This window comes from Paenibacillus sp. FSL H3-0321, from assembly GCF_038002865.1.
Classification (GTDB): Bacteria; Bacillota; Bacilli; order Paenibacillales; family Paenibacillaceae; genus Paenibacillus_AQ.
The window spans coordinates 5,653,720-5,673,106 of the sequence record NZ_JBBODH010000001.1; the positions used below are offsets into that span (position 1 = coordinate 5,653,720).

Genomic DNA, 19,387 nt, shown 5'->3' on the forward strand with positions numbered 1-19,387 from the left:
ATATGGCTACGGATAAAAGAGTGTTTACTTTACGGTTAAAGGATGAAAATTTCAGTAAAATCAAATATATCGCAGACCGAAACAAGCGGTCCATTGCTATGCAGATAGAGTATCTAATCGAACAACAAATAGAACAGTTCGAAAAAGAAAAAGGAATTATAGAAATTGAAGAATGAAGCGTCATTTTTTTGTATGTCTTCGTTTTGTACCCTCGTACAATCCAGTTCCTGTCTTAGCATGGTCCTCTTCTTAAATCAATTCTTCTCTGATAGTCTGAAAAGTGCGAACCTGAAGCGCACATGGAATCTCTGGGAGATTCGCACCCTTGATGGTAGAAGGTAATTCGTAAATTTTGCAGAATATACTTGTGATGAAGTATCTATATTTTGAGTGGTTCGCACTTTTAGCTGTTTGAACCCTTACGTAGTAAGGGTTTTCGGGTGAACTGTCGCTCCCCGTGCGGGAGCGTGGATTGAAACACCGGAACACAGGCTCGATTTACGCAGGCGACTAAGTCGCTCCCCGTGCGGGAGCGTGGATTGAAACATACCTGACTTATACGTGCTGGACGTTGATAAGATGTCGCTCCCCGTGCGGGAGCGTGGATTGAAACCTCAGCGTTATCCGGTCAGTGTTCGAATCAACGTGTCGCTCCCCGTGCGGGAGCGTGGATTGAAACTTGATGGGGCTGGATGGCACTCCAACCGCTATCATGTCGCTCCCCGTGCGGGAGCGTGGATTGAAACATACCAGAAAGGAGCATAAGCCATGCGAAAGAAGCGTCGCTCCCCGTGCGGGAGCGTGGATTGAAACGCGGATTGATGCGATCCAAAAGCTACGCGACGCTGTCGCTCCCCGTGCGGGAGCGTGGATTGAAACATTTTCGCCGCGGTCTTGGCATCAATCGTCGTTGGGTCGCTCCCCGTGCGGGAGCGTGGATTGAAACATCTGTTAATGGCCCAATCATGAATGAACGGTCAGCGTCGCTCCCCGTGCGGGAGCGTGGATTGAAACATCCACGCAGCACCTCCACAAACCGGGCAGCCAGTGTCGCTCCCCGTGCGGGAGCGTGGATTGAAACACGTTGCGAGTATCAAGGTTTTGAAGCATCCACGAGTCGCTCCCCGTGCGGGAGCGTGGATTGAAACAACCTTTGCCATATCATATCCTTGATCCTGCGTGTCGTCGCTCCCCGTGCGGGAGCGTGGATTGAAACATTGCCATGCCAGAAGAATTGACGCACATCGATTGTCGCTCCCCGTGCGGGAGCGTGGATTGAAACACCGATTTGGAGCTTGCGCCGCGCCTATGGGCCGGGTCGCTCCCCGTGCGGGAGCGTGGATTGAAACCGACGTTGTTGCCGGGCGATACGTCGTTTACGGTAAGTCGCTCCCCGTGCGGGAGCGTGGATTGAAACTGTTACCAGGCGGCGCTGATCCAGATCGAAGCGAGGTCGCTCCCCGTGCGGGAGCGTGGATTGAAACCTGAAAGGTGAGCATATGAACTTCGGCAGCCTGCCGTCTCTCCCCGTGCGGGAGCGTGGATTGAAACACTGCAATACTCACTTTGCAACAGGCCGGGGAGCCGTCTCTCCCCGTGCGGGAGCGTGGATTGAAACCGCCAGCCCGGAGCGTAGGTAGGGCCGTTACTAACGTCGCTCCCCGTGCGGGAGCGTGGATTGAAACATGCTCGATGCTGACAGTGTAGTTATTGGGATTGGTCGCTCCCCGTGCGGGAGCGTGGATTGAATCAAGGGGGCTCCAATCTAAACGATTATGTTTATAACGTCGCTCCTCGTGCGGGAGTGTGGATTGAAACCTTGGGTGCTGGGGTATCTGGGTATAGGGTGGAAAGTCGCTCCCCGTACGGGAGTGTGGATTGAAACACCGCGAAGAATACAGACTATGACAACATGTTCAGTCGAAAGTCATTTAACTATGTCAACGCCCGTATGGGATGTTTGCTGAAACGTATTTAAGATGGATATTGAATAATTGAATGATGCTCTGTCAATCCATGTGTAAGAGCTTGGATCCGGAATGTTTGGATCTTCATATCTAGATGTGATATTAGAGTTTAAAATAAAGAAGCTGTCCTAAAGGTTATGAACCTAAAGGACAGCTTCTTTTATTGCCAATATTAAATCATAAATTTCAATCCACGCTTCCTTATAAGGAGCGACTAATGTCTCTTATCTAATAATAGTACGCAGAGCTGGGAGGTTGCAAGAAAAGCTAGTGCGAATTAAAAAATACAAAAAATACCTTTATTGTGATTTTATTAATACTTCCTAGCTCTTCTAAGAGCTATTGTTACTATTATAAACTCATTTTTAATTTTATAACATAAGAAGAAATATAAAGGAAGGAAGAAGGTTATACCTTGAAAGATCCTAAAATTTAGCTCATGAAAACTCAGTTGATAAGTGCAGTCTGCGCCTTTATTCACGAACATCTAAATGTGCATTATGAGAAACTAGCAATTTATATGATTGAGGCACTTGCTCGTAAGAGGACAGGCCCTTTACCTCAGGTAGGTTGAAGAATTGGAGCGCCTGCAATCTTATAGACACCATTTTACAAATGTTCAACAAAATGATTATATTTTTGGGGAATAAATCAAGGATATTGGAGAATATTGGAGTATTTATAGAGAGAGTAGTTCTTCGTACTTAGAAAGGAGTGAGTAATGTACTACGCGCATAGCACAGAGTCTGCGGATAAGAAGGATTGGCAGTTATTATTGACGCACTTAGAAGAGGTAGCTAAATTAACGGAGGCGTTCTCCTCGCAATTCGGAATGGGGGAATGGGGCTACATTGCAGGGTTTATGCATGATCTTGGGAAATACGCAGAGGAGTTTCAGCGCCGATTGGAAGGTTCGACGAAACGTGTTGATCATGCTACAGCAGGTGCCAGAGAAATTATGAAGTCATGGCCTAAACATCCAATGGCTACTATTCTTGCATATGTTATTGCCGGACATCATAGCGGGTTGCCTGATTACGGTACGTACTCTGGGGCGGATTCTTGTCTCACACGCAGGCTGAACAAAGAACCCTTGGATTATAATGCTGCTTTCAAAGAGATAAAGATACCGGAAATTCCTGTACAGTTCTCGTTACAGACTGGCATTTCTCCATCTTTTCAAAGATCCTTTCTTACACGTATGCTTTTTTCATGCTTGGTGGATGCAGATTCGCTAAATACTGAGGTCTTTTCTAACCCTAGTCAAGCGAGTTTGAGAGGTGTGAACGCCGACTTCCCTGTGCTTCTTCAACGTTATCATGCTCATATGAAGGCGAGATTCTCTTCACCTCGTGAGCCAGTAGATTATAATCGCGCAGAAATTTTTAGGGAGTGTATGGAAAGGGCAGGACTCCCAAAAGGTCTATTCTCACTTACTCTACCTACTGGCAGCGGCAAGACTTTAGTCTCACTTGGATTTGCTTTGGAACATGCGGTTCAGCATAAAACACTCCAGCGTATTGTGTATGTAATCCCCTATACTTCAATAATAGAACAAAATGCTGAGATTTTTCGTGAGGTTTTAGGAGAAGAGGTTGTCCTTGAGCATCATTCTAATGTACAGCAGGAGGTGGAAGAGTCAGAGGAAGAGATAGACAATGCGAAGAAGTTGCGTAAGCTCTCTGACTTGAGAAGACTGTCTGAAGAAAATTGGGATATGCCAGTCATTGTGACAACCAACGTTCAATTTTTTGAATCGCTTTTCTCCAACAAACGCTCCAAGACCAGAAAGATACATAATCTCACGAACAGCATAATCGTTTTGGACGAGGCGCAGATGATGAATGGTGGTTTTTTCGGGCCTTGCATGTACGCGCTTGAGGAGTTAGTGCGAAATTATGGTTGCACTGTGGTCATGTGTACTGCAACACAACCCCCAGCCGCAACGATACTTAATGCAAGACAAGCTACACCGAAAGTTTCCATTCGTGAGATTGTGACTCAACCAGAATTGCGCTTTAAGCAGTTTGAGCGAGTAGAAGTGTCTACCCGAGGGATCATGAGTCTCGAAATGCTGGCCGGAGAAATGAGTGGGCTGTCTCAGGCATTATGTATTGTGAATACTCGGAAAACAGCTCGTGATCTGTTCGAGGTGCTGAAGCAATCAAAAAATCATTCATCGGGGGATTCCACGGAAGGGCTGTACCATCTAAGCGCGAGAATGTGTCCAAGACATAGAATGGATATTTTGAAGGTAGTCCGCAAACGTCTTGAATCAAATATGTCTTGTCTGCTTGTCAGCACGCAATTAATTGAAGCGGGAGTAGATGTGGATTTCCCTGAAGTCTACCGCGAATTAGCCGGACTCGATTCGATTGCTCAAGCTGCTGGGCGCTGTAATCGAAATGGAAGATTGGGGCGCGGGATGGTGCATGTGTTTGAGTCGGAAAGAGGTTTACCTCCCGGTTGGATGAGCTTAACAGGTACTCTGGCAAGGACCATCCTGACGAGCAGTTTGGAAAAAGGAATTGATCCGTTATCCTTAACCGCAGTTGAGAATTACTTTGCTGAACTGTCGTATTACCAGCACATCAGCAGCGCAGATTCCACTGATAGTAAGGACATTATAGCCAAGATTGAAAAAGAGGGCAGGAAGCTTGCCTTTCCTTTTGCCGAGATTGGCCGGGAGTTTCGAATGATTGATCAGCAGATGGAGCCGGTCATAGTTCCTTATAAGACTGACGAGGAACAGGACAATGGAGTGGAGGAGGATAAAATAGCGTTCTCGGTCCTTCTTGAGCGTATACGTTATGCTCCACAATTGAGCAGAGAGCTATTACGGCAACTTCAGCCCTATACGGTGCAACTCCACAATTATGAGTACTCGGCTTTTCAACGTGCCGGAGAACTGAGAGAGATTCGCGAGGGGATCAGAGTGCTGGAACGTCCCGGAACTTGGTATAGTCCGCAAACGGGGATCAAGCCTTATTCTGCTGAGCATGCCGCGAAGGAAATTTATATTCTTTAATAAAAGCAAGGAGGTGTGGAGTTTATGGGTTATGGTGTGAAGCTGCATGTCTGGGGGGATTATGCGTGTTTTACGCGTCCGGAAATGAAGGCGGAAAGGGTCAGTTATGATGTTATTACGCCTTCTGCGGCACGAGGTATTCTGGAATCTATCCACTGGAAGCCGGCTATTCGCTGGGTGGTGGATCGAATCCATGTGCTGAATGAAATTAAATTCGAATCCATCCGCCGGAATGAGACGGAGTCTAAATTATCTGTGGGAACTGTGAAATCGGCTATGGCTGGTAAGACCAGCAATGTACGCCAGATTGTCACGGAGGAGCGGCAGCAACGTATGACTTTAATGCTGAAAAATGTCGGTTATATTATTGAAGCCCATTTTGAGATGTCTTCGGAAGCAGGTGCTGCAGATTCCCCTGAGAAGCACTACAATATTTTTCTTCGGAGAGCCCGTTTAGGACAGATGTTTCAGCAACCTTATTTTGGTTGTCGGGAGTTTCCAGCACACTTTAAGCTGATTGATAGTGGTGAAGCGTTGCCGCCTTCTGATTATACAATGACGGGGGAACGCGATTTACAGTGGATGCTCTGGGATATGGATTACAGGGCCAACATGGAGGCAAAGTTTTTCCGTGCCATAATGAACGGTGGAGTTATTGAAGTGCCGGATTTATGTAAGGGAGGACAATGAGTTGATTACTCAATCGCTTTACGAGCGCTATTTAAAGCTCTCCCAAGACCCCACTTCAGGAATAGCTCCACCTGGATATAGTACTGATAAGATATCTTTTGTGCTGGAGCTTTCCAAAGATGGACAACCTCTACGTATTCTGGACATCCGTGATACGACAGGAAAACGGCCTGTGCCTCTACCGATGAACGTTCCTGAGCATGGAGCGCGATCCAGTGGGGTAAAACCTTACTTTCTGTCCGATAAGGCTGAATATGTACTTGGCCTTATAGATAAAAGTGGTATACGTACATTATCGCTGAAGAAATTTGATGCCAGTCGCGAGTTGCACCGAGCACTGCTGCAAAACTGTGAAACGCCAGATGGTAAGGCGGTACTCCGCTTTTTTGAACGCTGGAATCCCGAAGAGCCTGAAGGAGATGAATCCTTTCAGGTCATGCTCAACAATGTACTATCCGGTACAGATAATAATTTCGTATTCAAACTACAGGGAAGCTCAAACAATGTACATCAGTCAGAAGAGGTCATGCGTATATGGGCTGATTCCCGAAGAGAAGACAAGGAAGGTGCTGTCTATGGAACTTGTCTGATCTCCGGTGAAGCCAATCGCCCGATTGCCCGTACACATGAGATCAAAATCAAAGGTGTAGCCGATGCACAGTCCGTCGGAGCTAATCTGGTTTCTTTTAACTTTCCAGCTCTTCTATCGTATGGCAAAGAGCAAAGTTTTAATGCGCCAGTGAGCGAGGAAGCTTCTGCGGGATATGCCAAGGCGTTGAACCACCTTCTTGCTTCCCGGGAGAACCGTTTGCGGGGGGTAGGGGATATGACAGTTGTTTTCTGGGCGGATCGCAAGCTGGGGCAGGATTCGGAATGGGCAGTACAGGAGGGGATGTTCGGTGACTTCTTTGACGATGCTCCAAGCGATCAAGATAAGGAAGATACCGGGGTGACCCAGCAAATTCAGGATCTACTGCTGCGCGTCCGCAGCGGAATGACAGTAACGGAGGAGATGCTGCCTGCAGCGCAAACGCCGTTCACGGTACTTGGGCTCTCGCCAAATGTGGCCAGATTAGCGGTCCGCTATTATTGGCAGGGCAGCTTCGGTTCGCTATTCATTCAATTGGCTCAACATACTGCGGACATGGCTATGAGCCGCCCAGGAGACAAGCTACCGGCTTTGCCGAGTCTATTCAGAGTAATGCGGGAGACGGTTCATGCTAATATGGATTCTTCCAAAATGAAAACAGCCACTGCAGCAATGGCTGGAGCTTGGTTCCGTTCTGTGCTCCAAGGTAGTGCGTATCCTTACTCTGTTTATGCGGCAATTATAGGACGAGTCCGGGTTGACGGGAGAATATCTCCTTACGGTGAAAGTGCAGGGAGTGCCTGGATTCGTGCTTCAGTCATTAAAGCGTACTTACTGCGCTATGCGCGAATTAATAACAATGAATCTTTGAAGGGAGCATTGACGATGGAACTCAATGAGAATGAAGAGGCACAGCCCGTAGCTTATCGGCTTGGAAGATTATTTGCTGTACTCGAACGCGCACAGATCGAAGCTTCAGGCGGATATGGTAAATTAAATACGACTATAAAAGACCGTTACTTTTCTTCGGCTTCCACCACCCCATTGGCGGTATTCCCCAATTTAATCCGTTTGGCTCAAGCACATATTTCTAATCCTAAAGCTAAATACGGTAAGTATAGAGATCGGGAGATCGCTGAGGTGCTATCCGGGGTTCCGGTTTTTCCAACTCATTTAAATCTCCAGGAACAAGGGTTGTTTATTCTTGGCTATTATCATCAGGCACAGCATACCGTCAGCGCTAGACAAGGGAGTTCTGAGATGGATTCCGTAAGCACGCCAATTCAGAAAGAGAAGGGTGAGGATGAATAATGAGTACGCCTATTAACCGCTGTGAATTTACGATCTTTTTTGATGTGAAGAATGGTAATCCCAATGGAGATCCGGATGCTGGAAATATGCCAAGAATAGACCCGGAGACAGGCCATGGAATTGTTACGGACGTATGCCTGAAGCGCAAGATCCGTAATTACGTAGAGGTGGCAAAAGGCGGACAGGAAGGCCATCATATTTATGTATCCGAAGGGGCTGTATTGAATGAACAGCATCGTCAGGCTTATCGAGCTCTGCGTGAGGAAGATACGGATAAGCTCAAAGAGCTGAAACCTGCAGATAAAGCAGAAAGTTATAAGCTGACCCGCTGGATGTGCGATAACTTTTTCGATGTGCGGACATTTGGAGCTGTTATGACTACCAAAATCAATTGCGGACAAGTTCGTGGACCCGTTCAGTTTACTTTTGCACGCAGTATCGATCCTGTATTCTCCCAGGAGTTAACAATCACACGTCAAGCCGTTACTCAAGAGGGGGCGGATAAGGATCGGGAAATGGGGCGTAAGCACATTATTCCCTATGCGCTTTATCGTATGGATGGTTATGTGTCGGGTCATTTGGCTCAGCAAACAAATTTCACATCAGACGACCTAGAATTATTGTGGACTGCCATTGAGAATATGTTCGAGTATGATCGCTCCGCTTCACGGGGACAGATGGCTCTCCGTAAACTGATTGTTTTTGAGCACAATTCGGTTCTTGGAAATGCCCCTGCTCATAAACTATTTGAACGTATTCATGTAGAGAGTGTACCTGGTGTACCTGCGAGGGAATATACAGACTACCATATTACGATAGACGGAGCCCAGTTGCCCGAAGGTGTGACCTTGACTGAGAAATAATGGAGACGGCGCTGAGTCCTTATCATGAAGATGAGTATTTAATGTTGTCTGGTATCCAGCATTTTGCCTTTTGTCCGCGTCAGTGGGCACTTATCCATATGGAGCAGCAGTGGCTGGACAATGTGCGCACTTATGAGGGGGACCTTTTACATCGCAAAGCAGATAATCCGGCGATTCGTGAAACCAGAGGGAAGATTCTGATCTCACGAGCAATGCCTCTGGTATCTCATCATCTTGGAATTAGCGGCATATCAGACGTTGTTGAGTTTCATGCCGAGGAAGATATGGACCGTCCGGAGCTTGTGACTAATCTATCTGGAAGAAAAGGTCGATGGAGACCTTATCCAGTGGAATATAAACGTGGTAAACCTAAGAGTGATGATTGGGATGAGGTGCAATTATGTGCACAAGCGATGTGTCTTGAAGAGATGTTGGAGGTTGAAGTTGAAGAGGGCTCTCTTTTTTATGGTCAACAGGAAAGAAGACAGGAAGTTGTTTTCACCGTGCAGTTGAGGGAACGCGTGGAATTTTATCTCAGGGAAATGCGAGCCTGTTTTGCTAAAGGCATCACTCCGGCACCCCAATATTCCAAAGCTTGTTTATCCTGTTCGCTTTATGACATTTGCTTACCAAAGATGAAAAAAACCAATGTTGAACGTTACATGGATACGTTTCTTGAGGAGTAGGTGATACAGTGAGAAAACTGTTGAATACGCTATATATCACTTCTCCTGATAGTTACCTAGCCAGGGACGGAGAAAATGTGGTGGTTCAAACCAGTCAGAAAGAGAAGTTTCGTATTCCTGTTCATAACCTTGAGGGAATTGTGACTTTCGGTTATACCGGAGCCAGCCCGGGGCTGCTTCATTTATGCGCAGAGCGGGGTGTTGCGCTATCCTTTTTAAATGAACATGGGGGATTCAAAGCTCGAATTCAGGGGAAAACCTCTGGAAATGTGCTGCTCCGCCGCAAGCAGTATCGTTATGCCGACGGACAGGAAGCTGTTCATGTGGCCAAACGATTCATTCAGGCAAAGATCATCAATTCCAGAAGTGTCATCAACCGGGCGCTTAGGGATCACGGAGAAAAGGTGGACAACGAATTACTAATGAGTATTTCAGCTAAGCTGAAACGATTGGCGGCAGGTACCTCTAGGGTTAGTAACGGTGATCAACTCCGAGGTGTGGAAGGGGAAGCGGCCAAACTGTATTTTAGCGCCATGAATGAATTGATTTTGGTTGAGAAAAAAGCATTTCATATGGCTACACGCAATCGCCGTCCTCCCCGGGACAGAATTAATGCGCTCCTCTCATTCCTATATACATTGTTACGTGTTGATGTACAATCGGCTCTGGAGACTGTGGGGTTAGATCCTGCTGTAGGTTTTCTTCATCGTGACCGTCCTGGGCGCCCCGGATTAGCCCTTGATTTGATGGAGGAACTACGGGCGTATATGGCGGACCGTCTAGCTTTGTCACTGATCAATCGTAAACAAATAACGTCGAAAGCTTTCATAATTAAAGAGAACGGTGCGGTTCTGCTATCAGAGGATGGGCGAAAGGAAGTTCTTGCCGCCTGGCAGAAAAGAAAGCAGGATGAAATCAGACACCCGTATCTGAATGAAAATATTTCCTTGGGGTTGCTTCCCTACGCTCAATCTTTACTCCTAGCGAGGTATATCAGAGGTGATCTTAGCGATTACCCTCCATTTTTATTTAAGTAGGAAGGGGAGCTCACCGGATGATGGTATTAATTACTTACGATGTGGAAACTACGACTCCAGAAGGGCGCAGAAGGCTGCGCCGAATCGCTAAGCACTGTCAGAATTACGGCCAACGAGTACAGAACTCCGTGTTTGAATGTGTTGTAGATCCAGTTCAATATAAACAGCTCAAGCAAAAATTAGAATCGGAAATGGATAAGAGCAAGGATAGTATTCGCTATTACGCGCTCGGAGCCAATTGGAAAAGAAAAGTAGAACATATTGGTGCCAAAGAGAGCTATGATCCCGAAGGATTCCTCTTACTCTAGTGGACAAGTAAATGTGCGAACCACAAGTGCACATAAAAACCCTGAGAGGTTCGCACATCTTGTGGGACAAGCGCTTTGTGCTATTTTTGCTTTATTGTATAAGTGAAAAAATGCGTATAAAAGAGGTTCGCACTTATGGAACCCTGATCCTTTACGTAGCAAGGGATTTTTGGGTACCTGTCGCTCCCCGTGCGGGAGCGTGGATTGAAACTATCTAGCCGCAGTCAAAGCGGTACTTGGATAGAGTCGCTCCCCGTGCGGGAGCGTGGATTGAAACATTCGCTGGTAACTCTGGTGCCACTCGTAGAGACTCGTCGCTCCCCGTGCGGGAGCGTGGATTGAAACAATGAACCGGATACCGGCCGGGATGATGCCTACGTCGCTCCCCGTGCGGGAGCGTGGATTGAAACCTATCGTTGACTGAGGCGGCACTGGCGTATAAAAGTCGCTCCCCGTGCGGGAGCGTGGATTGAAACAAGGTTTAATGGTTTACTCATGGTTTTCACCCTCGTCGCTCCCCGTGCGGGAGCGTGGATTGAAACTTACTCTTTCAGGCATCAGTTTGAAATCCTCGCTGAGTCGCTCCCCGTGCGGGAGCGTGGATTGAAACTCGCAGTCAGTAGCGTAGTTAGTAGCACATTTGATGTCGCTCCCCGTGCGGGAGCGTGGATTGAAACTCTGCCCAGTCCGCAAACTCTTCAAACTTGTTGACCCGTCGCTCCCCGTGCGGGAGCGTGGATTGAAACGGCCTTTGCGGATATTACTTGGGATGGTGTTAATCGTCGCTCCCCGTGCGGGAGCGTGGATTGAAACCATTTCCAAAGTGGATATTGAAAACGCAGGTTAAAGTCGCTCCCCGTGCGGGAGCGTGGATTGAAACGTTTTCATCAATCTCAACAACGCCCGTTTTGGTCTCGTCGCTCCCCGTGCGGGAGCGTGGATTGAAACGGCGTGTATACGACAACCAGGGAGCTGCGCACCTGGCGTCGCTCCCCGTGCGGGAGCGTGGATTGAAACTTGTCCTGGATGCGGGTCAGCGCTTCTTCCAGTTGTCGCTCCCCGTGCGGGAGCGTGGATTGAAACAACGCGCCTAGGTCGTGCTTTATCGCGTATAGTCTGGTCGCTCCCCGTGCGGGAGCGTGGATTGAAACAACTAATGATCAATTGAGAGAGGGCTTTGATTATGTCGTCGTTCCCCGTGCGGGAGCGTGGATTGAAACCACGAAGGCACACAAGAATGCGAAATGGTACAGGTTGTCGCTCCCCGTGCGGGAGCGTGGATTGAAACTCCGCCGCCTCGTCTACGGACTGCTTAACGGTTGGGTCGCTCCCCGTGCGGGAGCGTGGATTGAAACACGAATTGCTTGCCCATAAAAAAGATATCGTGACAGTCGCTCCCCGTGCGGGAGCGTGGATTGAAACATGCCTTTGCCGCCTCTCCCCTGAGCAGTTCAGGATTGTCGCTCCCCGTGCGGGAGCGTGGATTGAAACCGAATAGTTCGTGTGCATAACGTTTCAATTCGTCGCGTCGCTCCCCGTTCGGGAGCGTGGATTGAAACATCATTACGGGCTGCTGTCTCCTCAGCGTACCGGAGGTCGCTCCCCGTGCGGGAGCGTGGATTGAAACTTGGGTCGCTGTGCTTTGACTACGGTCTTTTTCAGTCGCTCCCCGTGCGGGAGCGTGGATTGAAACATAAATATCATAAGTGACATGTCCATCTTTAATTGTCGCTCCCCGTGCGGGAGTGTGGATTGAAACAATTATATGGGGAGTTGATAAATCTATTAGAGTGTCGCTCCCCGTGCGGGAGCGTGGATTGAAACACGGTCAATATCTGTCGTAACGCTCATGTTTGCGAGGTCGCTCCCCGTGCGGGAGCGTGGATTGAAACTACCATTACAAAGACAAGTTAGACCAGGCAAATGACGTCGCTCCCCGTGCGGGAGCGTGGATTGAAACCCGTATTGTGGATCGTAATAGTCGACGCAGACATGGTCGCTCCCCGTGCGGGAGCGTGGATTGAAACTATCATTATAAGGATAAGCTGGATCAAGCCAATAGTCGCTCCTCGTGCGGGAGCGTGGATTGAAACGGATCATAATGATTTATGATGAGCGTCATGATGGTCGCTCCCCGTGCGGTAGCGTGGATTGAAACATGAAGCATCTGCCGTGTACGTTCAATCTCTCGCGTCGCTCCCCGTGCGGGAGCGTGGATTGAAAATGCCCACCCTGGCGGCATTTTTTTCTGCTTCACTTGTCGCTCCCCGTGCGGTAGTGTGGATTGAAACGTGCCTATGCCTACCGGTGCGGGCTTATTATCCCGTCGCTCCCCGTGCAGGAGTGTGGATTGAAACTTATTTTTGGAGGCGATCACATGAAAATCAGCATGTCGCTCCCTGTGCGGGAGTGTGGATTGAAACTCTCTTATTATGATTCGTCTGAACGTGAGGATTTGGTCGCTCCCCGTGCGGGAGCGTGGATTGAAACTGGATCTCTCCGATCTCAACCACGATAACGTCCAGGTCGCTCCCCGTGAGGGAGCGTGGATTGAAACGACCCTGTCGCAGTAATAAAGGTCTTTAATTAACGTCGCTCCCTGCGCGGGAGCGTGGATTGAAACCAGTCCTTATGAGCGGGCGATCCTCACGGTTAAGCCATGTCGCTCCCCACGCGGGAGCGTGGATTGAAACGCCGCGGGATCAGAACTGCCAAGTTTGCCAAGTGAGTCGCTCCCCACGCGGGAGCGTGGATTGAAACATAGACGTGACAGGCAGTCTCACATTATTTGGCAGTGTCGCTCCCCGTGCGGGAACGTTGATTGAAACACGTTTGGATGGAAGATAACCACGCGCGCATTATTCGCTCCCTACGGGAAGCGTAAATCGAAATCCAAATACGCCAACACGGTTTGCCCAAATAGCGCGTTGCCCCCTATACGCATGGTCACTTCAGCAAACTTTTTAGGTTAGATTTAACCTTGTTTATGTGTGCCTTTTCAGGCGGCTACTTTCTTTATTCTCTATCATGGAATTATTGGCTTAAGTATGATTGGAGCGGATTCGATCTGGTGACCATCCCATATCAGTTAACATAATCCCCGGCATCCCCGGCATCTTCTGCTTTTTTTCGTGCCCGGAAGCGGCGCACCTTCATCAGATTGCCGCAGAGCTTGTCGTCGCAGTAGCGCTTGGAACGGTTGCGGGTATCGTCGTAGTAGACCCAGAGGCAGTCAGGATTGTCGCAGATGCGGAAACGGGCGGTTTCCTTCTCCAGCAGGGCAGCAGCAAAAGAAGCGGCAATCTCGGCCATAACCTGTTCCCAGTCGTTGCGTTGCGGCAGAAGAGAGAGATCCGCCCGGCCGTCCGGCTTCCAGACTACTTGTCTAATCGCTGGCCCTTTGCCCATATACATATTCAGTTGCTCCAGCAGCTTAGGATCTGCGCTATTGCCTTGCACGAGCTTCTGCACTTCGCCCCACAACAGGCCGCGCAGCTGCTTCAATTGCTCCAGTTCATCAGGCTCCGGCGGCGATGTTACCTGCAACGATTGCTGCTCCAGCCACTTCTCCAGCCATTCCTGATCCTCCAGCCTGTCCCGGTCCTTGCTGCGGTCGCCTGTCCGCCAATCCCGCCAATAGCTGTTAATGAAATCCTCCCACAGCACGGTTCATCCATCCTTCCGCAGCCTTCTCTTTCTCTTGATTGTAACAGTTAAAAAACATGTTTGCTAGTTACTTGAATCCTCCGCTTGAATATGCTACATTTCTTGTGTAACGGTTATCGGAGCTTTGAGTGGTTACATTGCTCACAATACTTTGAGGAGGTAAAACATGCAGAATAAGATTAGCGATGTTTTGCTGCAAAACTGGGATTATGCCATGGATGTCGAGGATTGGGCGCCGCCGCTTAGTGATGCGCTGCAGGGTGTGGATAGCATTCAGGCCAGCTGGAAGCCGGGGGAAGCGGGCAACTCCATCTGGGAGACGGTCAACCATCTGACCTATTACAAGGAACGTTTGCTGAATAAGCTCAAAGGTCTGCCGCAGCTGCCGGATGCAGAGAGCAACGACGCCACTTTTGCCGTAACAGCAAGTGGGGAAGAAGCGTGGGAACAGGCGGTTGCCAAGCTGAAGACCATCCATGCTTCACTGCGGGAAGTGATTGAGGCGCTGGAGGAAGGCATCTACGACTGGGGCGGCTCGGGCCATGCTCCGGGTGAAGAAGTGATGAGCCTGATTCTGCATGATTCCTACCACACCGGACAGATTGTGCTGGTCCGCAAGCTGCAAGGCTCCTGGCCTTCCCACCGCAGTTTTAACTGATTATTTAACATACAATAATGAAGCCGCATCTCCGCTGACCGGGTATATCCTGGCTTTGTGGGGATGCGGCTATTTGTTTCAAGCAGGAAAAGGCGGGGTTAATGGGTGCTATACACAAGAAATCGGATTCCAGCGTTGTCGCATCCACCTTTATTAAATACGCGGCGTATATTATTATCATATTCGGAATCCTGTTCTTCCTGGTGCGGTACGTTTTCCCGATGTTCTAAAATCATAGACGACGAGGCAGCGTGCTTGCGGCAAATGTAAGCGCCTGAGGATCTTCACAAACCAAAAGCCACGGCTACCCTGACGGTAATCGTGGCTTTTGATCTTCACACACACCTGAATTGCAATATAACTCTATACTTCTCTAGGTACAGAATCACGGGATTCGGCGGAATTGCGGTAAAAAAACCAGCATTCGTTCAGCAGCTTGATCTGACGGCGGTCCTTTTTGAAATAAGCCTTCATGAGCTGATGGCAGAGCCACTGTGGCAAGTGTACCCCTCCTCTGGCATGCTTCCTATGTACAGCATATGGGAAGGAGTGCCCAAAGGTGCGGCGAAGGCTACAATTTAATGAATACCTTCTTCTTCCTCTTCGTACCACTGTTCCAGCTGTGCCTGCAGCGCACGGATTTCCGTCAGCAGCGAGATCAGCGGATAATTATTCTCCTGAATAGAGGAAAAAGCGCTCTCCAGCCGGTTGATGTACGCAAGCCCCGACTCCAGCGTATACCCCTCGCGCAGAAGATCCAGCGAATCACATTCCGCGATGGCCAGCGGCAGGTTTGGCACATTGTCCGCCGTCAGCTTGTCGATCTCTTTATTGAGGCGGAGATTAAGCGCACTCAGCTGGTACGCATATTCCTCCGGCATTTCCACAAACTGCAATTCCTGTTTCTGCTGCAAAATTACATACCGCATTTTCGGCATACGTCATTCTCCCTCCGGACTTGTCTTCCTTCTTGACAGTTTAGCCTATGGGCAAGTTACAATTCAAGTAGAGATCTTATTTCCTGTGGAGAGGACCTGTGAGAAACGCTATGACGACTATGAGTAACGAAGAGCTGCAGCTGTGGATCGAGCAGGTGTCGCTGGGCAGCTTTGGCGTGCCATTCCGGCACAAAGCAAGCTTTAACAACAGACTTACGACTACAGGCGGACGATATTTTACCAAAAGCCATAATATAGAGATTAACCCGCAGCAGCTGGCGATGTATGGGCGTGATGAGACGGAGAAGATCATCAAACACGAGCTCTGCCACTACCATCTGCATCTGGCGAAGCGGGGATATATGCACCGGGATGCCGATTTCAAAAGCCTGCTGGCCCAGGTCGGCGGAAGCCGTTACTGCGGAGCGCTGCCGGGGGCCAAGGCCCGCAAGCCGCAGCCTTACCGGTATAAGCTTGTGTGCACCGATTGTGCCATGGAATATCCGCGCAAGCGCAAGGCTGACCCGAAGCGCTACCGCTGCGGCAAATGTGCCGGCAAGCTGAAGCTGGTAGCACTTGAACTAGGGAATGGCCAGTCTACTTAATGACGAGGCCCAGCAGCCCGGCAAAAGAAGCCGCCTGATCTGCGGAAATAATACAGCCCGGCAGATCTTCAATATCCACATTCAGGCCGCTGAATTCGCAGTCACTTAAGTCGATATCTCTTAATTTGGAGCCTGCCATTACCGCCTGGTCAATCTTGCAGACTGAGAACGACATTTTATTGAAAGCCGATTGATAGAAGTCGGCGCTGTTCAGCGAACTGTTCTCGAAGGCCGTTTGTTTGAAGTTTCCGAACCGGAAGCTCGCGAAGTCCCCTATGCAGTCCGTCACACGGACATTCTGGAATCTTGCTCTGGTAAAGTCAGTTCCGATCATTTTGCACAGCTTGAACTCTGTCCGGTGAATGAAGGCTTCGCTGAAATCCACGTTGGACAGATCGCAGTTTTCAAAGATCACATCCGTCAGCTCGACAGCACGGAGTGTGGACTCGGTAATCGTGACATTTTTGAACAGTACTTTATCGAAGGATACCTTGGACGCTTCCTGATATTCAATGAAGGTATCGCTGATGGCGCAGAGGCTGAACTCCTCTTTGGACTCCAGGGAGAACACTTGCTGCACTGGCAGAGAGAGCGGGTCGGCGATTTTGGGCGGATCAATTTTATGGTTCATGCTAGCCTCCAATAATGATAATGAGTGGTTCCGTCGCCGAAGCAGCGGGTGAATGAGTTAACTATCCTGCGCGGCAGGTATTTTGTCAATGCTCCGGTAGTCTGCTGGAGGCTAGCTTAGAACAGTGATAATAGCCCAAGCATAACGGGAACCTAAAGGCTTTCTACTGCAAAAGATATAGCAGATTTCTTACTTTTGGCCTGCAAATAGCAATCTATTGTATTTCGTGCAGCAGAATCCGTCACTTCTCCGGAAATCAGGGGCACTGGCCAAATTCTATTGCACAGAATACAGCAGAACGCCGATTCAGACGGCTGAGAGGCAAATCTATTGTATAGAATGCAGCAGGTAGAGGTAGGGGTAGAGGTAGAGGTAGAGACCTTTCACAGAGTCACTCTATTGATGTTCAGCGGAGGGCGGCTGGTATTTCGAAAAATATGCAGCAAAAACAAGCTGTTTGGCGTTATTGCCAATCAGCTGTTTTTGCTATTCATCTATTCTGCTATTCATCTATTCTGCTATTCATCTATTCTGCTATTCATCTATTCTGCTATTCACCTATTCTGCTGTCCATCTGGTGATGACTACGGTTTATTTGAGCTGTTTCATGCCCAGATTAATCCGATAATTGCCATAATCCAGCAGTTCGTCGAGAAAGCCATTCAGCTCCGCCTGATCCCCGGTACGCACGCGCATCCAGTAGCAGCCTTCCCCGCTGACCCGGTGCAGTTCCACTACGCTGCTGTGGTTTAGGGCAAACTTTTGAAAGGGAGGATGTGCGGCGTTGGAGCTTAAGAACACGGTGATAAAGGCGTGGATGCTCTGTCCGATTTTGAGCGGGTTCCAGCGGACGGTATAACCTTCGATAATCTCCAATTCCCGCATTCTGCGGATTCGTGCGCCTACCGCCTGCCCCGTCATATGAACATATTCTCCGATGTCCTTGTGGCTGAGCGTGGAGTCTTCTATAAGATATTGAAGGATGCGGTAATCTGTATCGTCGATGAGGTAGGGGGTCATAAGTTAAATTCCTTTCCAGATGAAAATAGAACAGGCCAATCTCTTTCACGGCACAATGTATTCCGCATGCAGGTCCATTTATAATTAATTGTAGCAGAAGACAGCTGGAAAGAAGAGGTGTTTAGGATGAAAATTCAATTGATCCGCAATGCGGCCTTATGGCTGGAATACGGCGGTGTTACCTTCCTGATCGACCCGATGCTCAGCGAGCAGGGAGCCAATCCGCCGATTGTGAATACGGAGAATGACCGCAGAAATCCGCTCGTTCCTTTGCCGGGGCCGGTTCAGCAGTGGCTTTCACCGGATGCTGTGCTGGTTACACATCTGCATCAGGATCACTGGGATGCGGCGGCGGTGTCACTTTTGCCGCATGAGATCCCGCTGTTATGCCAGGATGGGGATCAGGAGACTATCGCTGCCCAAGGGTTCGGTAATATCACCGTGGTACAAGACAATGCTGCATTATCATTCCGTGGGGTGACCCTGACACGAACCGCAGGCCGGCATGGAACAGGAGAGATCGGAGAGCGGATGGGCAAGGTATCCGGTTTTATCTTTCAGGCTGAAGGTGAGCCTGTGCTGTATTTGGCCGGAGACACCATCTGGTGCGCGGAGGTCAAACAAGCCTTGGACGAGTATAGTCCGGAAGCGGTCATTGTCAATGCCGGAGGCGCGCAGTTCATAGCGGGAGGGCATATTACAATGAATGATCAGGATGTCGTTGATTTATGCCATTATACCCCTGAAACATCCGTCATCGCCGTCCATATGGATGCCATTAATCATTGTCTGGTTACACGTGACTTGCTTAAAGTACGTTTGCAGCAGGAGGGGCTACTGGACCGTGTTGCCCTTCCGCTGGATGGAGAATGGATTCAGGTCGATGCCTAAATCTAAGCTTCGTGTATAGTGTTGGGCCCGTCAGATACATGAGTTGATTGTAAACGATCTCAGAGTGGCTTTTGTCCGCTTGACTAGATCACGAAATCATGATAAATTATTCCTTGTTCATGTAATGTTCCCTGATAGCTCAGTTGGTAGAGCACTCGACTGTTAATCGAGTTGTCACAGGTTCGAGTCCTGTTCGGGGAGCCATTTACTTGGAGAGATACCCAAGTGGCTATAAGGGGACCCTCTGCTAAGGGGTTAGACTGCGTAAGCGGTGCGAGGGTTCGAATCCCTCTCTCTCCGTATCGATACTTTCAGACAGTAAGAGCTCCCGAACGGGGCTCTTTTTTTTGTGCTGTATACTCATGCTTTTCCAGCCGGACTACCAGTGCAACCCGTTACCTCTTTAATAAATTGAAGGATTGAAGCTGTAAAGAGACAAATGTTATATTATTTACAGAAAAACAAAGCATTGTAACAGAAAAGGAAATAAATACAAAAA

16 protein-coding genes, 2 tRNA genes and 2 CRISPR repeat arrays are annotated in these 19,387 nt (G+C 48.8%); of the genes, 13 read left to right on the forward strand and 5 right to left on the reverse strand.

The annotated features are described in order from the left end of the window. Nucleotides 1-2: 2 nt before the first annotated feature. From MHI45_RS25260 to cas2, 8 genes are all read left to right on the forward strand, one after another. Entirely contained in the window at nucleotides 3-176 is a 174-nt protein-coding gene (locus MHI45_RS25260; RefSeq protein WP_038598778.1) for a hypothetical protein, read from the forward strand. 271 nt (nucleotides 177-447) lie between these two features. Then, nucleotides 448-1,885: direct repeats of the CRISPR family, unit length 32 nt; unit sequence GTCGCTCCCCGTGCGGGAGCGTGGATTGAAAC. An 803-nt stretch (nucleotides 1,886-2,688) separates the two neighbouring features. Beyond that, the gene (cas3, locus tag MHI45_RS25265; protein ID WP_341119593.1) at nucleotides 2,689-4,995 is read left to right on the forward strand and encodes a CRISPR-associated helicase Cas3'; all 2,307 of its coding nucleotides are present in this window, start codon (nucleotides 2,689-2,691) and stop codon (nucleotides 4,993-4,995) included. A 24-nt stretch (nucleotides 4,996-5,019) separates the two neighbouring features. Continuing rightward, complete coding sequence (cas5c, locus tag MHI45_RS25270; protein WP_341119594.1) at nucleotides 5,020-5,685, forward strand: type I-C CRISPR-associated protein Cas5c; 666 nt, start codon at nucleotides 5,020-5,022, stop codon at nucleotides 5,683-5,685. Nucleotide 5,686: 1 nt separating this feature from the next. Beyond that, nucleotides 5,687-7,585: a type I-C CRISPR-associated protein Cas8c/Csd1 gene (cas8c, locus tag MHI45_RS25275; protein WP_341119595.1), complete on the forward strand. Its 1,899-nt coding sequence runs from the start codon at nucleotides 5,687-5,689 to the stop codon at nucleotides 7,583-7,585. Next, the gene (cas7c, locus tag MHI45_RS25280) at nucleotides 7,585-8,448 is read left to right on the forward strand and encodes a type I-C CRISPR-associated protein Cas7/Csd2 (protein WP_341119596.1); all 864 of its coding nucleotides are present in this window, start codon (nucleotides 7,585-7,587) and stop codon (nucleotides 8,446-8,448) included. Before cas8c ends, cas7c begins: the two co-directional genes overlap by 1 nt. After that, nucleotides 8,448-9,134, forward strand: a complete 687-nt coding sequence (cas4, locus tag MHI45_RS25285; protein WP_341119597.1) for a CRISPR-associated protein Cas4 — start codon at nucleotides 8,448-8,450, stop codon at nucleotides 9,132-9,134. Before cas7c ends, cas4 begins: the two co-directional genes overlap by 1 nt. A gap of 8 nt (nucleotides 9,135-9,142) precedes the next feature. Then, a complete protein-coding gene (gene cas1c, locus MHI45_RS25290; protein WP_341119598.1) occupies nucleotides 9,143-10,171 on the forward strand; it encodes a type I-C CRISPR-associated endonuclease Cas1c in 1,029 nt (342 codons plus the stop codon). A 17-nt stretch (nucleotides 10,172-10,188) separates the two neighbouring features. Continuing rightward, nucleotides 10,189-10,479: a CRISPR-associated endonuclease Cas2 gene (cas2, locus tag MHI45_RS25295; protein ID WP_341119599.1), complete on the forward strand. Its 291-nt coding sequence runs from the start codon at nucleotides 10,189-10,191 to the stop codon at nucleotides 10,477-10,479. A gap of 179 nt (nucleotides 10,480-10,658) precedes the next feature. Next, nucleotides 10,659-13,307: a CRISPR direct-repeat array (repeat unit 32 nt; unit sequence GTCGCTCCCCGTGCGGGAGCGTGGATTGAAAC). A gap of 256 nt (nucleotides 13,308-13,563) precedes the next feature. Here cas2 and MHI45_RS25300 read toward each other — a convergent pair. Further along, nucleotides 13,564-14,145, reverse strand: a complete 582-nt coding sequence (locus MHI45_RS25300; protein ID WP_341119600.1) for a CGNR zinc finger domain-containing protein — start codon at nucleotides 14,143-14,145, stop codon at nucleotides 13,564-13,566. Nucleotides 14,146-14,311: 166 nt separating this feature from the next. Here MHI45_RS25300 and MHI45_RS25305 point away from each other — a divergent pair, with 166 nt between their 5' ends. Further along, a complete protein-coding gene (locus MHI45_RS25305; protein WP_038586993.1) occupies nucleotides 14,312-14,803 on the forward strand; it encodes a DinB family protein in 492 nt (163 codons plus the stop codon). Between the two features lie 363 nt (nucleotides 14,804-15,166). Here MHI45_RS25305 and cmpA read toward each other — a convergent pair whose 3' ends face one another. Both cmpA and MHI45_RS25315 read right to left on the reverse strand, forming a co-directional pair. Next, nucleotides 15,167-15,304, reverse strand: a complete 138-nt coding sequence (gene cmpA, locus MHI45_RS25310) for a cortex morphogenetic protein CmpA (RefSeq protein ID WP_144024341.1) — start codon at nucleotides 15,302-15,304, stop codon at nucleotides 15,167-15,169. A gap of 77 nt (nucleotides 15,305-15,381) precedes the next feature. Continuing rightward, nucleotides 15,382-15,741, reverse strand: a complete 360-nt coding sequence (locus tag MHI45_RS25315; RefSeq protein ID WP_038586996.1) for a hypothetical protein — start codon at nucleotides 15,739-15,741, stop codon at nucleotides 15,382-15,384. A gap of 119 nt (nucleotides 15,742-15,860) precedes the next feature. Between MHI45_RS25315 and MHI45_RS25320 the strand changes: the two genes are divergently transcribed. Further along, a complete protein-coding gene (locus MHI45_RS25320; protein WP_341119837.1) occupies nucleotides 15,861-16,346 on the forward strand; it encodes a SprT family protein in 486 nt (161 codons plus the stop codon). Here the strand turns inward: MHI45_RS25320 and MHI45_RS25325 are convergent. After that, nucleotides 16,339-16,977: a pentapeptide repeat-containing protein gene (locus tag MHI45_RS25325; RefSeq protein WP_341119601.1), complete on the reverse strand. Its 639-nt coding sequence runs from the start codon at nucleotides 16,975-16,977 to the stop codon at nucleotides 16,339-16,341. The two genes, MHI45_RS25320 and MHI45_RS25325, sit on opposite strands and share 8 nt — an antisense overlap. A gap of 591 nt (nucleotides 16,978-17,568) precedes the next feature. After that, the gene (locus MHI45_RS25330) at nucleotides 17,569-17,997 is read right to left on the reverse strand and encodes an Lrp/AsnC family transcriptional regulator (protein ID WP_341119602.1); all 429 of its coding nucleotides are present in this window, start codon (nucleotides 17,995-17,997) and stop codon (nucleotides 17,569-17,571) included. Between the two features lie 126 nt (nucleotides 17,998-18,123). Between MHI45_RS25330 and MHI45_RS25335 the strand changes: the two genes are divergently transcribed. The 3 genes from MHI45_RS25335 (at nucleotide 18,124) to MHI45_RS25345 (ending at nucleotide 19,188) form a co-directional block, all read left to right on the forward strand. Continuing rightward, nucleotides 18,124-18,888 (forward strand): MBL fold metallo-hydrolase, encoded by a 765-nt coding sequence (locus MHI45_RS25335; RefSeq protein ID WP_341119603.1) that lies wholly within the window; start codon nucleotides 18,124-18,126, stop codon nucleotides 18,886-18,888. 128 nt (nucleotides 18,889-19,016) lie between these two features. Continuing rightward, a tRNA-Asn gene (locus tag MHI45_RS25340) sits at nucleotides 19,017-19,092 on the forward strand. A gap of 7 nt (nucleotides 19,093-19,099) precedes the next feature. Then, a tRNA-Ser gene (locus MHI45_RS25345) sits at nucleotides 19,100-19,188 on the forward strand. Nucleotides 19,189-19,387: the final 199 nt, after the last annotated feature.

Excerpts from the sequence above, each read along its gene's own strand:
- MHI45_RS25260 (WP_038598778.1), top strand. The coding sequence starts at position 3 with ATGGCTACGGATAAAAGAGTGTTTACTTTACGGTTAAAGGATGAAAAT.
- cas3 (WP_341119593.1), top strand. The coding sequence starts at position 2,689 with ATGTACTACGCGCATAGCACAGAGTCTGCGGATAAGAAGGATTGGCAG.
- cas5c (WP_341119594.1), top strand. The coding sequence starts at position 5,020 with ATGGGTTATGGTGTGAAGCTGCATGTCTGGGGGGATTATGCGTGTTTT.
- cas7c (WP_341119596.1), top strand. The coding sequence starts at position 7,585 with ATGAGTACGCCTATTAACCGCTGTGAATTTACGATCTTTTTTGATGTG.
- cas4 (WP_341119597.1), top strand. The coding sequence starts at position 8,448 with ATGGAGACGGCGCTGAGTCCTTATCATGAAGATGAGTATTTAATGTTG.
- cas2 (WP_341119599.1), top strand. The coding sequence starts at position 10,189 with ATGATGGTATTAATTACTTACGATGTGGAAACTACGACTCCAGAAGGG.
- MHI45_RS25305 (WP_038586993.1), top strand. The coding sequence starts at position 14,312 with ATGCAGAATAAGATTAGCGATGTTTTGCTGCAAAACTGGGATTATGCC.
- MHI45_RS25315 (WP_038586996.1), bottom strand. The coding sequence starts at position 15,741 with ATGCCGAAAATGCGGTATGTAATTTTGCAGCAGAAACAGGAATTGCAG.
- MHI45_RS25320 (WP_341119837.1), top strand. The coding sequence starts at position 15,861 with ATGAGTAACGAAGAGCTGCAGCTGTGGATCGAGCAGGTGTCGCTGGGC.
- MHI45_RS25325 (WP_341119601.1), bottom strand. The coding sequence starts at position 16,977 with ATGAACCATAAAATTGATCCGCCCAAAATCGCCGACCCGCTCTCTCTG.
- MHI45_RS25330 (WP_341119602.1), bottom strand. The coding sequence starts at position 17,997 with ATGACCCCCTACCTCATCGACGATACAGATTACCGCATCCTTCAATAT.
- MHI45_RS25335 (WP_341119603.1), top strand. The coding sequence starts at position 18,124 with ATGAAAATTCAATTGATCCGCAATGCGGCCTTATGGCTGGAATACGGC.